This is a genomic window from Nitrospirillum guanabarense, assembly GCF_034653355.1.
Lineage (GTDB): Bacteria > Pseudomonadota > Alphaproteobacteria > Azospirillales > Azospirillaceae > Nitrospirillum.
Genome location: NZ_JAYEER010000002.1, coordinates 169,789 through 184,765, shown reverse-complemented (window position 1 = coordinate 184,765; position 14,977 = coordinate 169,789). Strand labels below are relative to the sequence as shown.

Sequence of the window (14,977 nt, the reverse complement as noted above, 5' to 3'; positions counted from 1 at the left end):
GATGTAAGCGCAGCTTTGACTTATCTGTACTTCATTTTATGGCTTTATTCCGCCAAAGTTGGAACAAATAGGAACGCGTGTCCTTTATATGGCACACCGTCAAAAAGATAAGACATCCGGGCTTGGTGCGCTTGATGTGCCGATTCCGGAGACGGCGGTGCTTCCCCAGAATGGAGAGGACGTCATGAGCAAGGACAATGGAACTTCCAATCGCGGCTTCGCCTCGATGGACGAGGACAAGCAGCGGGATATCGCCAGCAAGGGCGGCTCCAGCGTGCCCGATGAGAAGCGCAGCTTCTCGCAGGATCATGAACTGGCCGCCGAAGCTGGCCGCAAGGGGGGCGCCAGCGTTCCGGACGAGAAGCGCAGTTTCTCCCAGGACCGTGAACTGGCCGCTGAAGCCGGCCGCAAGGGGGGTGAGGCCTCCGGCGGCAACTTCGCCCACGACCGCGAGCGGGCGGCCGAGGCTGGCCGCAAGGGGGGCGAGGCGTCCGGCGGCGGCAACCGGGGTGGGGGCGGCAACTTCGCGGACAATCCGGAACGGGCGTCGGAGGCTGGCCGCAAGGGCGGCGAGGCGTCCCACGGTCATCGTTAGGGCGCTTTGGGGGGACACCGCCCTGGACCGTAGGTCATTCGGCAAATCAAAAACACTGGCAGTGATCCTGTTCGGATAGCCAAATGGCCATCCGAAGCCGGCCGCCTTCGCTCCCTCGGGGCGGACGGCAGTTCTGGCCACGTCGGCGGCGTGGCCAGAACCCCCCTCCCATGGCGCCGGATCAGAGCGGAAGTTGCTTTAGATGTTTGTGAAATCAACGTTATTTAATTTATTACTATTTATACCAAAATAAATATCCCCCTTTTATTAATAGTATTGTTCATCCGGATCATGATCTAAATGGCGTCCGGATTGGGCGACGGTGGCCTTGTTTCGCGGCCGTCGCGGGATCGAGGGCATGATTGAGGGTTTGCCGTTGGAAACGGATATCGCGACCGGCGAAGCACCTGGGGGCGACAGCCGGCGGTTCCAGCTTCTCGTGGACGCCATCGACGACTACGCGATCTACATGTTGGACGCGACCGGCGTGGTCAGCAGCTGGAACCCTGGCGCCCGGCGCTTCAAGGGCTATGAGGCCAGTGAGATACTGGGCCAGCACTTTTCCCGTTTTTACACCCAGGAGGATCGCGAGGCCGGGGTGCCTCAGCGAGCCCTGGCCATCGCCGCCAACGAGGGCCGGTTCGAGGCCGAGGGTTGGCGCGTGCGCAAGGATGGCACCCGGTTCTGGGCCAGCGTCGTGATCGACCCCGTCCGGGACGAGGCTGGCACCTTGATCGGCTTCGCCAAGGTCACTCGGGACATCACAGAGCGGCGCGAGGCCCAGCAGGCCCTGCGGGAGAGCGAGGCGCGCTTCCGCCTGCTGGTCCAGGGCGTCACCGACTATGCGATCTACATGCTGGATCCCACCGGCCATGTGACCAACTGGAACGCCGGAGCCGAGCGGATCAAGGGGTATCGAAGCGAAGAGATCGTCGGCGCACACTTCTCACGCTTCTATACCGAGGAGGACTTGGCCGCCGGCTTGCCCGCGCGCGCCCTGGCCGTCGCGGAAGCCGAAGGCCGTTACGAAAAGGAGGGGTGGCGCGTCCGCAAGGACGGCAGCCGTTTCTGGGCGCATGTCATCATCGATCCCATCCGCGACGACAACGGCAAGCTGGTGGGCTTCGCCAAGATCACGCGCGACAACACCGAGCGCCGGGAGCTGGAGGAAAAGCTGCGCCACGCCCAGAAGATGGAGGCGATCGGCCAGCTGACCGGCGGCATGGCCCACGACTTCAACAATCTGCTGCAGGCCATTTCCGGCTGCCTGCAGATGATCGGCCGCGGTGGGGACAGAAGACGCAACGCGCGGCTGGTCGAAGCCGGGATGCAGGCGGTGGACCGGGGCGCCAAGCTGATACAGCAACTGATGACCTTTTCGCGCCAGCGCCAGATGGATGTGGAACCGGTCGACCTGCGGAACGCCTTGCTGAGCTGCATCGGCCTGATCAAGCAGGTGGTCCGGGGCGATATCGAGGTGACGCTGGATCTCCCCGGCGGCGTCTGGCCGGTCCAAACCGATCCCGTCCAACTGGAGGTGGCGCTTCTGAACCTGGCGGCGAACGCCCGTGACGCCATGCCGGCGGGCGGCAGGCTGGTGCTGGGCGCGGAGAACGTCAGCGCCTGGGAAGGGCGAACCGACGCGGTACGGGTCTATTTGTCCGATACCGGGGATGGCATGCCGCCCGAGGTGGTGGCACGGGCCTTCGACCCCTTTTTCACCACCAAGGCGACGGGCAAGGGAACCGGGCTGGGCCTGTCGCAGGTCTATGGTTTCGCCCACCAGTCGGGCGGCGGCGCCTGGATCGACAGCGCTGTGGGGGCCGGCACGACCGTGTCCCTGATATTGCCCCGGGCGATGGACGCGCCCAAGGGGTCCCTGGGTTCGCTCCAAGGCTCGGCCCCCCGCGGCACCGCCCGGATTCTTGTGGCCGAGGACGACCCCATCCTGGCGCCGATCATCGGATCCGCGCTGGAGGACCTCGGCTATAACGTGACGCACGCGCCCAACGGCCAGGAGGCGCTGGACCTCGTCCGGGCCGGGCGGGACTTCGACCTGCTGTTCAGCGATATCGTCATGCCGGGCGCGATGAACGGGCTGGATTTGGCGCGGGAGGTCAAGCGCCTGCGTCCCGGCCTGCCGGTCATCCTGTCCACCGGCTACAGCGAGGAGGCCGCCGCGCAGCACGGATACCAGGTGCTGGCCAAGCCCTACCGTATCGAAGAGCTTGCCCTGGCCATCGGCAACGCGCTTGGGGCCGCTTGACGGTTCCCATCCCCCAGGCCCTGGTCGCGTTTCAACCCGACTTGGGGGGCCTTGATTCCGGAAACGCCGTTTTATCTCGCCATCATCTTGCTGAGGCGCTGGGCCAGGACCTCCATGGGGAAGGGCTTGGTGATCAACTCCACGTCCTGTTCCAGGAAGCCCTGCGCCGGCATGGCGTTTTCGGCGTAGCCGGTCATGAACAGGACCTTCAGCCCGGGCCGCGCCGGCCGCGCGGCCTCGGCGATCTGCCGGCCGTTGAGCCCCGGCAGCCCGATGTCGGTGATGAGCAGATCGACCTGCTGGTCCGATTGCAGGATGGCCAGGCCCGAGGGCCCGTCGTGGGCCTCCAGCACCCGGTACCCCAACTCGCCCAGCAATTCGACGATCAGCCCGCGCACCACGGGCTCATCCTCCACGACCAGGACGACCTCATCCGGGCGCGCATGATGGCCTTCCACCGTCCCCAGGCTCGCCTCGGCGGCTTCCCCCCGCCCGTCGTGACGCGGCAGGTAGAGTTTGACCGTGGTGCCCTTCCCCAGCTCGCTCTCGATCCGAGCGTACCCTTCCGACTGCCGCATGAAGCCGTAGATCATGGACAGGCCCAGTCCCGTGCCCTGGCCCAGCGGCTTGGTCGTGAAGAAGGGATCGAAGGCCCGGCGGATCGTCTCCGGGGACATGCCCACGCCCGTGTCGGTCACGGAAATGCAGACATAGCGCCCGGGCCGCACATCGCCGGCGCCCGCGGCGTGCCGATCGTCCAGATGGGCGTTGCAGGTCCCGATGGAAAGCTTGCCGCCATCCGGCATGGCGTCGCGCGCGTTTATGCACAGGTTGAGAATGGCGTTCTCGAGTTGATTGGGGTCGCACAGCGTCGGCCACAGGCCGTCCGCCAGCACGAGTTCCAGGTCGATGCGCTCCCCAAGGCTGCGCCGCAGCAGATCGGCCATGGAGGCGATGAGGATGTTGGCATCGACCGGCGTCGGCTTCAGCGGCTGACGGCGGGAGAACGCCAGAAGGCGGTGCGTCAGAGCGCCCGCGCGATGGGCCGAGGCCATCGCCGCGGCGGTGAAGCGCTCCACGTCGCTGGTCCGCCCCTGCGTCAGCCGGCGGTTGACGAGATCCAGCGAGCCCGTGATGCCCTGGAGCAGGTTGTTGAAGTCATGGGCGATGCCGCCGGTGAGCTGGCCCACGGCCTCCATCTTCTGCGATTGGCGCAACTGCTCCTCGACCTCACGCTGGGCCGTGACGTCACGCCCGACGGTGTAGAGCAGGCCTTCATCGGGCGACGCGGTCCAGGCTATCCTGCGGAAGCTTCCATCCTCTGCGCGCAGCCGGCCCTCGAAGTTCGATATCGGGTCCCCCCGCTTCAGCCGCCTCATCTGGTGCTTGATGCCCCCGACATCCTCCGGATGGGCCAGGTCGAACAGGTTGGTGACGCGCAGCCGCTCCTCCGGCCAGCCCAGCACGGCCGTCCAGGCGTGATTTATGGCCAGCAGCGCGCCCTCGGCATCCAGGACCGCCATCAGGTCATTCGACAGGCGCCACATCCGGTCGCGCTCGCGCGTCCGCTCCGCGACCCGCGCCTCCAAGGTGGCGTTGATGCCCCGCACCTCCCGGAACAGACGCGCGTTGTCCATGGCGACGCCCGCCTGGGCGGCCAGGCCGCTGGCCATCTGCGCCGACCGTTCGTCGAACATGCCGGCGTCCGGGTGGCCGAAGAACAGGCCGCCGAGCATGTCGCCCGAGCGCGAGAGGACGGGCAGGGCCAGGTAGCTGGCGATCCCCGGCCCGCCGCGATCCGGATCATTCCGGCCATACCGTGGGTCCTGGGTGATGTCGTCATGGCGCACGAGGTCCCGGGGCATCGGGAACGCCGCGAAGATGTCCGCCGCCGGGCCCGACCAGGCATAGGGCGGGCGGGAAGCCCCGGCCGAACCGGTGGTGTCGTGGAAGGCGCCATAGGCGGCCCCGGTCAGTTCCACGCCGGCGTCGACGACGCGTTGCCCCACCGTCTGCGGATCAAGGCCGGCGGCGATCCGCATGGCGGTCTGGTTCAGAAGTTCGAGCATGTGGGTTTCGCGCGCCAGCCGGTCGCGGCTTTCCCGCAGCTCCTCGATGCGGCCGCGGGCCTCGTACTGCCGCCGCCGCCCCCGGCTGGCGGACCGGACCAGGCTGACCAACGAGGTCGGGCGGAATGGCCGTTCCACGAACGTGACGTTGCCCAATCCATCGGCCAGCATTTCAGCCGCCGGTCCGGTGGTGGGCGCGGAGCGGAGGGTCAGCACGATGAAGGGCAGATCCGACCAGGAAGGCTGCTCCGCCACCCAGCGGAACAGGGGGGCGAGATCGGCCTTCAGCAATTCCTCCTCGGCCACCAGCGCCATGCCGGCGCCGGCAACGATTTGTTGATGCAGCTCACCCACATCGTGGCAGATGGATGAGGAAAGACCGGCGTCGCGCAGGATGCCGGCGGCGATTGTCGCGTCGCGCCCCGTGGGGGTCAGGATAAGGGTGCAGAGGGAATGCGGGCCGGGAATCACGTTCGATTTCCGCCAAACAGGGCCTCGCGCGCGCCGGTATAGAGCGGCGTGCCGCGCAACACGCCCTGAAGACTCCGCAACGGCTCGCCCAGTTGCAGGCCGCCATCCCCGATGCGGTATTCCCGGATCGTGCTTTCGTGCGCGCCCGTCCGTTTCTTCACGACGGATACCGCCCTGCGGATATCGCCGTCCGCCTCGAAATAGCGCAGCAGGATCACCGTGTCGGCCAGATAGGTGATGTCGACCGGGCTTTCCATGGTGCCGAACAAGCCATGCTGCGCCACCGTCACGAACGTGGTCACCCCTTGGCGATTGAGGTAGAGCATGACTTCGTGAAGGTGAAGGACAAGGGCCCGTTCTTCCGGCATGGCCGCTTCATAGCCAGTGAGGCTGTCGATGACGACGGTCTTGATATCCCGTTCATCGACGGCGGCGCGGACCCGGTGCGAGAATTCACCGGGCGACAGTTCGGCCGCGTCCACCTGCTCGACGAACACGTCCCCCCTCTTGCGCAGCGTCTCCAGATCGATGCCGAAGGCCTTCATCCGTTTGAAGAGCAGGCCGACTTCCTCGTCGAAGACGAAGATCGCTGCCTTTTCGCCGCGCGCGATGGCGGCGGCGACGAAAGTCAGGGCCAGCAGCGACTTGCCGGTTCCCGCCGGACCGATGACCAGCGTGCTGGAGCCGGCTTCCACCCCGCCACCCAGAAGCTGGTCCAGGGCGGCGTTGCCGCTCTTCAACTCGTCGCGCGCGAAGCGCGTCTTGTGTTCGGTGGCGACCAGGCGGGGAAAGACGCGGACGCCCTCGGCGCCGATGACGAAGTCGTGGAAACCGCCCCGGAAGGCCGTTCCCCGATATTTGAGCACCCTCAGCCGCCGCCGTTCGGCGCCATAGGCGGGGGCCAGCTGTTCCAGGCGGACGACGCCGTGGGCGACGCTGTGAACGGTCCTGTCCCAGGTGTCGGTGGTCAGGTCGTCCAGCAGCAGGACCGTGGCGCCCAGGCGGGCGAAATAGTGCTTCAGCGTCAGCACCTGGCGCCGATACCGCAAGGAGCTTTGGGCGAGAAGGCGCAGTTCCGACAGGCTGTCCAAAACAATGCGGTCAGGCTTGACGCGTTCGACCTCTTTGACCAGGCGTTCCATGCTCTCGCCCAGTTCCAGTTCCGAGGCGTGGATAAGGGTCTGGCGCTGCTCCGCGTCCAGAAGCGCTTCGGGGGGCACCAGCTCCAATATCTGGATGCTGGACGGCAGGTTCCATCCCCGCGCCGCGGCACCCTCGCGCAGCTCGTCTTCCGTCTCCGACATGGTGACGTACAGGGTCCGCTCCCCCTCCGCGGCGCCTTGAAGCAGGAACTGCAGGGCGATGGTCGTCTTTCCCGAACCAGGTTCGCCTTCGATCAGGAACACATGGCGGCGCGAAAGTCCGCCGACCAGGACATCGTCCAGACCGGTGATGCCGGTTGCGGCCCTGGGCGATAGGGTCTTCGTTTCAGCCAAGGCGGCCCTCGCTGCGAATTACAGGTTGCTGATACTCCCGAAGCTGAGGTCTCCCAACTCGGGATTTCGTCGGCCGTTCCCTGAAACCTCGCGCCCTATCGCCATCGGGATGCGGCGCGGTTTCCGGCCAAACCGGTTTAGGACCGTGGAAAGGAAGAGGGTGGTACTTTTCGAAGCGCCTCCTCAGAGAGGAAGAGTGGGAGAATTGCTACCCGTTCGGTGCGAAGGGAAACATTGAAAGGCGCCAAGGGATATTAGCCAAAGGGACATAAGCCGGAATATGAAGGGCACCTTTCTCCCCGAATGTCTTCCGAAATACCTCCGACGACGGGACGCCCCGCCATGGGAAGCGAAGGAGCTTCGGCTTCTTGTCACGTCCATATCCTCGTGGCGGTGGAGATTTCCTTCCGATGGACAGGCAGGCGGACGCGACCATCCTGGTCCTGGGCGGGGGCAACGCGCTGGGCGCCTATCATGGTGGCGCCTATGAGGCGTTGGCCGAAGCCGGCGTCCAGCCTGACTGGATCGTCGGGGCATCGATTGGCGCCGTCACGGGCGCGCTGATCCCCGGCAACCCGGCCGAACTGCGCCTGCCGCGGCTGCGGCGATACTGGGAACTGGCCAGCGCGGTCAGTCCGCCCTGGCTGGCGGCCGCCGGCCGGGATGACTACAACGAGGCGCACACCCTGGGGACCTTGGTGATGGGCCGGCCGGGATTTTTCACGCGGCGCTTCCCCGGCCTCCTGACATTGCTGCCGGGCCTGCCCGACGACACCGCCCTCATGGACCACCATCCCCTGGCCGCCACGCTGGAAGGCTTGCTGGACTATGGCCTGCTGAACGGCGGCGGCATCCGGCTGACCGTGGGCTGCCTGGACGTGGTGACGGGGGAGGAGGTCTATTTCGACAGCGCCGCGGAACCCATCACCGGCGGGCACCTGCTGGCCAGCACCGCGGCCATGCCCTTGTTCCCGCCGGTGGACCTGGGTGGCCGCCTGCTGTGCGACCCGGTCCACCGCAACAACATGCCGCTGGACGTGCCCGTGCTGGAAATGCCGGAGGGCAGGTTGCTGTGCTTCGCCAGCGAATTGTTCTCCATCGACGGGCCGCCGCCGGCCGACATGGCGGCCACGCTGGCCCGGTGCCAGGATTTGCAGTGCGCCGGCCATGCCCAGCGCGCGCTGGCGGCCTTGCGCCGCGAGTATGCCCTGCGGCGGCGCGCGGGCCTGCCGGGTGGCCTGACCCTGGTCCACGCCACCCACCGGGCCCCGGCGCATGAAAAGGTGGGCAAAAGCCTCAATTTCTCCGCCCAGTCCATCGCCGAGCGGTGGCGGGCCGGGCTGGAGGACATGCGGGCGGCCCTCGGCCAATGGCGGTCCACGCCGGCGGGGGAGGGCTTCACCCATATCGCGCCATCCCGGCCGGGCAGGGACGGCGCCGGCCGCCCCTCTTAACCGTCACCGGCCATTTCCAGGGCGGCCCCCGCCGGCGCGGCGGGGGTGCTTGGCCGGGGCACACGCTCCTCGATGCGCCGGAACGTGGCCAGGGCCTGGCCCACCACCTGATCCATGTTGTAGTAGCGGTAGGTGGCCAGGCGGCCGACGAACCAGGTGTTCGGCGTCGCGTCGGCCAGCGCCTCGTATCGCTGGTAAAGCTCCTGGTTCTCGGGTCGGGGCACGGGATAGTACGGGTCGCCGACGTCGCTGGGGTATTCGTAGGTCAGGGCCGTCTTGGGGTGCACCTGGCCCGTCAGGTGCTTATACTCCGTCACCCGGGTGTAGGCCTGGTCCTGGGGGTGGTTCACCACCGCCACCGGCTGGTGCAGCGTCCGGTCCAGGGTCACATGCTCGAACCGCAGCGACCGGTAGGGAAGTGGGCCGTGGCGGTATCCGAAGAACTCGTCGATCTGTCCGGTGTAGACCAGCCTTTTGTGGGCGACCACGCCGCGCAGGTCGGCGTAATCGGTCTGCAGCATGATCTTGATGTTGGGGTGGCGCAGCATGCGCTCGAACATGCGCGTGTAGCCGTCGCGCGGCATGGCCTGGAAACTGTCGGTGAAGTAGCGATCGTCCGTGTTCGTGCGGGTGGGTACGCGGGCGGTGACGGACCTGTCCAGCAGGCTGGGGTCCAGGCCCCATTGCTTGCGGGTGTAGCCGCGGAAGAACTTTTCATACAGCTCACGTCCCACGGCGCTGACCACCACGTCCTCCGCCGTGCGGATCACCTCCACGGGTTCGGCCCTGGCGCGCAGGAAGGCCGCCGCCGCCGCGTCATCGGCCAGGGATAGGCCGTACAGCGTGTTCAGCGTCGTCCGGTTGATGGGGATGGGCACCAGCGTGCCGTCCACCGACGCCAGCACCCGGTGGCTATAGTCCCGCCACCCGGTGAAGGCGGACAGGTAGTCCACGATCTGGCGGTTGTTGGTGTGGAAGATGTGCGGCCCATATTCATGGATCAGCAGCCCGTCCCGGTTGTAATGGTCATAGGCGTTGCCGCCGATGTGGGGCCGGCGGTCGATCAGCAGGACACGCTCGTTCCGCTGGCTGGCCAGGCGTTCCGCCAGCACGCTGCCGGCGAAGCCGGCGCCGACGATCAACCAATCAAACATGGGCGGGCTCCTGCTCCGCCGGCGCCGTCGGGAACACTTGCCTGGCCGGCTGCGCGGCCGGGGGGTTTTTCCGCCCGGGCCGGGCTTTGGCCGTGGCGACGCCCTCGACCAGGGCCCGCATGGCGGCCCAGGTCTTGTCCCAGGAGGTCGCGGCCAACTGGCGCTTCACCGCCGCCCGCCACAGGTCCCGCGGCTGCGCCAGCAGCCCGTCCAGGTGGATCGCCATGGCCGCCGCGTCGTCCGCGATCTTGACCAGATCCTTGGCGCCATAGGGAGTGACCACGTCGGTGATGGGCGTGGACACCAGTGGCACGCCGGCCGCCAGGAACTCGGGCGTCTTGGTCGGGCTGATGAAGCGTGTCGCCTCGTTCAAGGCGAAAGGCATGAAGCCCGCGTCCCAGCCCGCCAGGTAGCGGGGAAGCTCGTCGTAGCCCTTCGGTCCCAGCCAATGCAGGTTGGGCCGCCGGGGCAGGCTGGCCGCGTCGATCTTGACGACCGGGCCCAGGATGATGAAGTGCCAGTCGGGCCTGAGGTCGGCCAGCCGCCCCACCAGGTCCAGGTCCATGCGTTCATCGATCACGCCGAAGAAGCCGATGCGCGGATGGGGGATGTCCGCCTGGTCCGGCGGCTCAACCCCGTCATAGCTCCGGGCCTGGGCGAAATGGCGCGCGTCGATGCTGGAGGGGAAGGCGTGCACGGCGGGATGGCGATGACGCTTGGCCGCGTAAAGGCTCATGCCGCCGGTGAACACCAGGTCGGCCTTGGCGAACAGGGCGTTTTCCTGGGCCAGCAGGCGGTGCGAGGCGCCGAGGAAGGCCGACAGCTCGTCCATGTTGTCGTAGACCGTCACGGCCGCAGGAATGTCGCCCGTGAAATCCAGGGCCGCCGGCGTGTAGTACCACAGCACCCGGGATGACGGATCGCGGCCGGCCAACAGCGCATGCGTCAGCCGGCTCAGATGGAAGGTGATGGCGTCGCCATCGAGGCCCGAGGGAAGGATGGGCACGGCGACGGAAACGCCGTCGGTCCGGGGTGTGATGTCCATGCGGGGCAGGGCCGTTTCGTCATCGGTCGTGAAGATCGCTTCCTCAATGAATAGGACCCGGTAGTGCCTGGCCGCGCGGCTCAGCAGATGCTGCGGGCGCTGGCGCACGAAATCCCACCGCAGATGGGAAAAGCAGACCAGGTCGGGCGCGCGGGCCGCGCCGGGGGCAATCGAGTCAAGGCGAGGGCTGATTGCCCGTGCATCCTGCATGGCATTACTCCTGTCGCCCGGGGAATCCGGGGTTCGCTGTGGGGGGAGGTGGCCGGGTGGTCGCCTTGGCGTGTTCCAGTGGCGTGTCCCGGCGTTTGAAGCTCCAAGAACAGGACGGAGGGAAAGTTCCCCGGGGGGCCGTCTGGGAATGGATGCGTTCAAGAAATAAAAAAATGAAGGCGGCGGCCGAACTTGGGGGCCGCCTGGGAATTATGCCCCCGCCGGACCCGTGACCGGGATCGGGCCGGGAGCGGAGGTGACATGGACGTGCAGGATGGGGATCTGTTCCGAAGTTTCTTTCTGGGTGGCTTCGAGTGCTCGACCCACCGTCGCCTGGATGGGCGCCGGCTGGACATTCTGGCCGCCACCGGCCACGACCGCCATGCCGAGGCGGACTACCGTCTGCTGGCGTCCGCCGGCATCCACGCTGTGCGGGACGGCATCCGCTGGCACAGGGTCGAGGTCGGGCCCCGGTGGTATGACTGGTCGACCCTCCTGCCCCAGCTGCGGGCGGCCAGGGCGGCGGGGGTCCAGGTGATCTGGGATCTCTGCCACTATGGCTGGCCGGATGACCTGGATGTCTGGTCACCCGCTTTCGTGGACCGTTTCGCCCGCTTCGCGGCGGCGGCGGCCCGGCTCATCCGCGCGGAAAGCGACGCCACGCCCTTCTTCTGTCCGATAAATGAAATCTCCTTCCTGGCGTGGGCCGGGGGGACGAGGGTTACATGAACCCCTTCGCGAGGGGGGAGGGCGAGCGGCTGAAGGCGCAGCTGGTGCGCGCCGCCATCGCCGCGGTCGACGCCGTTCGGGCCGTCGATCCCAAGGCCCGCTTCGTCTATGCCGAGCCCGCCATCCACGTGACGGCGGCCGCCCCCCTGCTGGAAGAGCATGAGGCGGCGGAACGGCGGCGCCTGTCGCAGTTCCAGACCTACGACATGCTGAGCGGCCGGGAGGAACCCGGCCTGGGCGGCGCGCCGGCCTACCTGGACATCGTCGGCGTCAACTTCTACCCGCATAATCAATGGTACCAGGGCGGCAGCACCATTCCGTTGGGCCACCACAGCTATCGGCCCCTGCACCAGATATTGGCGGAGTTCCATGCCCGGTACGGGCGGCCGCTGCTGATCGCGGAAACGGGGGCGGAGGGCAGCGCGCGTCCATCCTGGCTGCACTATGTCTGTGCCGAGGTGCGCCAGGCGCGGGCGTGCGGCGTCCCCGTGCGCGGCGTCTGCCTATACCCGGTGCTGGACTATCCCGGCTGGGATGACGAGCGGGCTTGCGAAGTGGGCTTGCTGACCGCACGGGGCCCGGCCGGCCCCAGCCGCATTCATCAGCCCATGATGGATGAGTTGTCGATGCAGTACGGCCTGATGGGCCTGGAAGGGCGCGGTAGACCGCTCCTCCGTCCGCCGCTGGTGCTGGACGGCGCGCTGGCGGGAGGTGCCCGGCATGGATGAGCGCGAAAGCCCGACGGATGCCAGCCTGCCGGCCTATCTGACGTCGCCCCGCCGTTTCATCGCGCGGTACGTCCGGCGCTGGCGGGGGCATTGCCTGCTGCTGGCGCTGCTGGTGCTGGGGGCGGCCTCCTGCGCCGTGGCCGTGCAGTACGGCATGAAACTGCTGATCGACGCCATGTCCGCCAGCGCGCCGGACGGCGGCGGCGTGCCGGTGGCGGTGTGGCGGCCGCTGGCGCTGTTCATCGGCCTGATCGGGCTGGAAAGCGTCCTGTGGCGCCTGACCGGCTGGCTGGGCTGCCGCACCACCGTGGGGGTTGGCGTCGACATGCGGCTGGACCTGTTCGCCCATCTCAGCAGCCTGCCCATGCGCTACTTCACGGAAAACCTGGCGGGGTCGCTGGGCCAGCGCATCACCGCCACCGCCGGCAATTTCGGGGCGCTGTGCAACACGGTCATCTGGCGGGTGGCGCCACCCTGCGTGGACTTCCTGGGCGCGGTGGTGGTGTTCGCCACCATAGACTGGCGCATGGCGGCGGCGCTGGCCGCGTTCGTGACCCTGGTGACCACGGGGCTGATCCTGTTCGGCCAGGGGGGCAGCCCCTCCACCGCGCCTACGCCGCCCGCGCGGGCGAGGTGGCGGGCGCCTTGACCGACGTCATCTCCAACATGTGGGCGGTCAAGGCGTTCTCGGCCCGGCGGCGGGAACATGAGCGGCTGGCGGCCGGCTTCCGCGAAGAGGCCGGAATGCAGAAGGCCAGCTGGATGCATATGGAAAAGACCCGCATGCTCTATGACGTGGTTCTGTGGCTCATGGCCGGCGCCATGTTGTCCTGGGTGCTGTTCCGCTGGGGGCAGAAGGCGGTGACCACCGGCGACGTGGTGATCGTCAGCGCCCTGACGTTCCGCATCCTGCATGGCGCCCGCGACCTGGCGCTGGCCCTGGTGGACATGGTGCAGCAGGTCGGCCATATCGAAGACACCCTGCGGGTCATCGGCCTGCGCCCCACCATCACCGACGACCCGGCCAGCGCCCCCTTCGACCCCTTGGCCGAGCCGGGCGCCGTGGAGCTGCGCCGGGTGGCCTTCACCTATGGCGCGTCCAGGACGGCGACGGACGATGACGGGGATGAGGACAAGCCCCGCGTTCCCTTCCGGGCGGAAACCCTGCGCGACCTCACGGTGCGCATCCCGCCCGGCCAGAAGGTCGCGGTGGTGGGGCCGTCCGGCGCCGGCAAGTCGACCTTGGTCAGCCTGCTGCAGCGCCTCTACGACGTTCAGGAGGGGGAACTGTTGATCAGCGAGCGGCCCGTGGGCGGCTTGCGCCAGGACGACTTGCGCGCGGCCCTGGCCGTCGTGCCCCAGGAGATCACCCTGTTCCACCGCACCATCCTGGAAAACATCCGCTTCGGCCGGCCCGACGCCACGGATGAGGAGGCCCACGCCGCCGCGCGCGCCGCCAACTGCCATGACTTCGTCCGGTCCCTGCCGGAGGGGTACGAAACGCTGGTAGGTGAGCGGGGGACCAAGCTGTCGGGTGGCCAGCGCCAACGCATCGGCATCGCCCGCGCCTTCCTGAAGGACTCCCCCATCCTCATCCTGGATGAGGCGACCTCCGCCCTGGACACGGAATCCGAGCTGAGGATCCAGCGCTCGCTGGTGGACCTCATGGCCGGGCGCACGGTCATCGCCGTGGCGCACAGGCTGTCCACCGTCGCGGCCTTTGACCGCATCCTGGTCATGGACGATGGCCGCATCGTGGAGGATGGCCCGGCGGCGGATCTGCGCCGGCGCAACGGCCTGTTCGCCCGCATGTGGCGCCTGCAGGCGGAGGGCTTGGCCGCGGAATGAGATCCCGCGGCGCCCCCCCCCCCGTAACCCTATGTCACATCGGCTCCCGGGGCGGTTTCCCGGCGGGGATGGGCGTCCCTGGCTTGCGCCAGATCGGTCTTCTCTCCCGGCTGGCAGGTGCCGCAGACGCCGGTCCAGGCCGGTGGATCGCTTGCGGGGAAGGAATCCTCGCTGGCTTCCCGGACGATGTCCTTCTTCCTGATGGAGGTGGTTCCCCGCCGGGGTTCGTTGGGCGATGGCGGCGTGGGGCCGGGGGCGTGCGAAGTCATCAATTCCCTCCCGGATGATCTGGGATGCATGTCGGCGGGGCATTGGCCATCTAACGCTTGCCGCCTTCCTCCATCACTTCGTCACGTACCAAGTACTTCTTGGTCAGGGCGGGCAGATGCTCCGCCAGCCAGGCGGCCATCGCCTGTTCCTCACGCAGGCTCTGTTCACAAAGGTCGCGCGTCTCGGCGTCGCCCACCGCCTCCGCCGCCGCGATCAGGATGGTGTACGAGGCGATCTCCAGGTTTTCGAAGGCGAAGCTCGCGAGCGCGCCCTTGATGATCTCGTCGCTCACGAACATGCCGCCCAAGCCCTGGCCGAAAGCGGCGGCGCGTCCCGCCAGATCCTTCAGGGTCGAGCTGTCGTCGCCCAGGCGGGCCAGGCAGCTCTCGAGGCGCTGGGCCTGTGTCCGGGTTTCCGCGATATGCTCCCGCAGCTTGTCGCGCACGGGAGGGTAGTTCTCGATGCGCTCGCACATGGCGGTCATCATGGTTTCCGCCTGCCGTTCCATGGCGTGGGCGTCGCGCAGCCAATCCCGTAGATGTTCCTCGTTCGTGGCCATGGGCCATCCTCCTTACCGGGTGTGTGGGATGCGGGGCCGGGGACAGCGGGTGGCTGACGGGCGGTAACGCGTCACTCCGCCCA

Annotated in this window: 13 protein-coding genes; 7 read left to right on the top strand and 6 right to left on the bottom strand. The window is 67.6% G+C overall.

Translation table 11 applies throughout. The features are described from left to right. Window positions 1-184 precede the first annotated feature (184 nt). The gene (locus UAA55_RS31465) at window positions 185-595 is read left to right on the top strand and encodes a general stress protein (protein ID WP_322952054.1); all 411 of its coding nucleotides are present in this window, start codon (window positions 185-187) and stop codon (window positions 593-595) included. A 358-nt stretch (window positions 596-953) separates the two neighbouring features. After that, window positions 954-2,861, top strand: coding sequence for a hybrid sensor histidine kinase/response regulator (locus UAA55_RS07480; RefSeq protein WP_322952053.1), 1,908 nt, complete (start codon window positions 954-956; stop codon window positions 2,859-2,861). A gap of 71 nt (window positions 2,862-2,932) precedes the next feature. On the opposite strand, the gene UAA55_RS07475 is transcribed toward UAA55_RS07480, so the two are convergent. After that, a complete protein-coding gene (locus tag UAA55_RS07475) occupies window positions 2,933-5,401 on the bottom strand; it encodes a response regulator (protein ID WP_322952052.1) in 2,469 nt (822 codons plus the stop codon). Further along, window positions 5,398-6,897 (bottom strand): ATPase domain-containing protein, encoded by a 1,500-nt coding sequence (locus UAA55_RS07470; protein ID WP_322952051.1) that lies wholly within the window; start codon window positions 6,895-6,897, stop codon window positions 5,398-5,400. The genes UAA55_RS07475 and UAA55_RS07470 overlap by 4 nt, the downstream gene beginning before the upstream one ends. 410 nt (window positions 6,898-7,307) lie before the next feature. Here UAA55_RS07470 and UAA55_RS07465 point away from each other — a divergent pair, with 410 nt between their 5' ends. Continuing rightward, window positions 7,308-8,351 (top strand): patatin-like phospholipase family protein, encoded by a 1,044-nt coding sequence (locus tag UAA55_RS07465; protein WP_322952050.1) that lies wholly within the window; start codon window positions 7,308-7,310, stop codon window positions 8,349-8,351. Here UAA55_RS07465 and glf read toward each other — a convergent pair. Continuing rightward, complete coding sequence (gene glf, locus UAA55_RS07460; RefSeq protein ID WP_322952049.1) at window positions 8,348-9,505, bottom strand: UDP-galactopyranose mutase; 1,158 nt, start codon at window positions 9,503-9,505, stop codon at window positions 8,348-8,350. The two genes, UAA55_RS07465 and glf, sit on opposite strands and share 4 nt — an antisense overlap. Further along, the gene (locus UAA55_RS07455) at window positions 9,498-10,760 is read right to left on the bottom strand and encodes a glycosyltransferase (protein WP_322952048.1); all 1,263 of its coding nucleotides are present in this window, start codon (window positions 10,758-10,760) and stop codon (window positions 9,498-9,500) included. Before UAA55_RS07455 ends, glf begins: the two co-directional genes overlap by 8 nt. A 261-nt stretch (window positions 10,761-11,021) precedes the next feature. Between UAA55_RS07455 and UAA55_RS07450 the strand changes: the two genes are divergently transcribed. Genes UAA55_RS07450 through UAA55_RS07435 form a run of 4 tightly spaced genes read left to right on the top strand, consistent with a single transcriptional unit; the run spans window position 11,022 to window position 14,065 of the window. After that, window positions 11,022-11,489, top strand: a complete 468-nt coding sequence (locus UAA55_RS07450; RefSeq protein ID WP_322952047.1) for a hypothetical protein — start codon at window positions 11,022-11,024, stop codon at window positions 11,487-11,489. After that, window positions 11,486-12,217, top strand: a complete 732-nt coding sequence (locus tag UAA55_RS07445) for a hypothetical protein (RefSeq protein ID WP_322952046.1) — start codon at window positions 11,486-11,488, stop codon at window positions 12,215-12,217. Before UAA55_RS07450 ends, UAA55_RS07445 begins: the two co-directional genes overlap by 4 nt. Further along, window positions 12,210-12,866, top strand: coding sequence for an ABC transporter transmembrane domain-containing protein (locus tag UAA55_RS07440; protein WP_322952045.1), 657 nt, complete (start codon window positions 12,210-12,212; stop codon window positions 12,864-12,866). Before UAA55_RS07445 ends, UAA55_RS07440 begins: the two co-directional genes overlap by 8 nt. After that, window positions 12,863-14,065 carry an ABC transporter ATP-binding protein gene (locus tag UAA55_RS07435; protein ID WP_322952044.1) on the top strand — a complete coding sequence of 401 codons (1,203 nt, stop codon included), beginning with the start codon at window positions 12,863-12,865 and terminating at the stop codon, window positions 14,063-14,065. The genes UAA55_RS07440 and UAA55_RS07435 overlap by 4 nt, the downstream gene beginning before the upstream one ends. 29 nt (window positions 14,066-14,094) lie before the next feature. Here UAA55_RS07435 and UAA55_RS07430 read toward each other — a convergent pair whose 3' ends face one another. After that, window positions 14,095-14,334, bottom strand: coding sequence for a hypothetical protein (locus UAA55_RS07430; protein WP_322952043.1), 240 nt, complete (start codon window positions 14,332-14,334; stop codon window positions 14,095-14,097). 50 nt (window positions 14,335-14,384) lie between these two features. Further along, window positions 14,385-14,894, bottom strand: a complete 510-nt coding sequence (locus UAA55_RS07425; RefSeq protein WP_322952042.1) for a ferritin-like domain-containing protein — start codon at window positions 14,892-14,894, stop codon at window positions 14,385-14,387. Window positions 14,895-14,977: the final 83 nt, after the last annotated feature.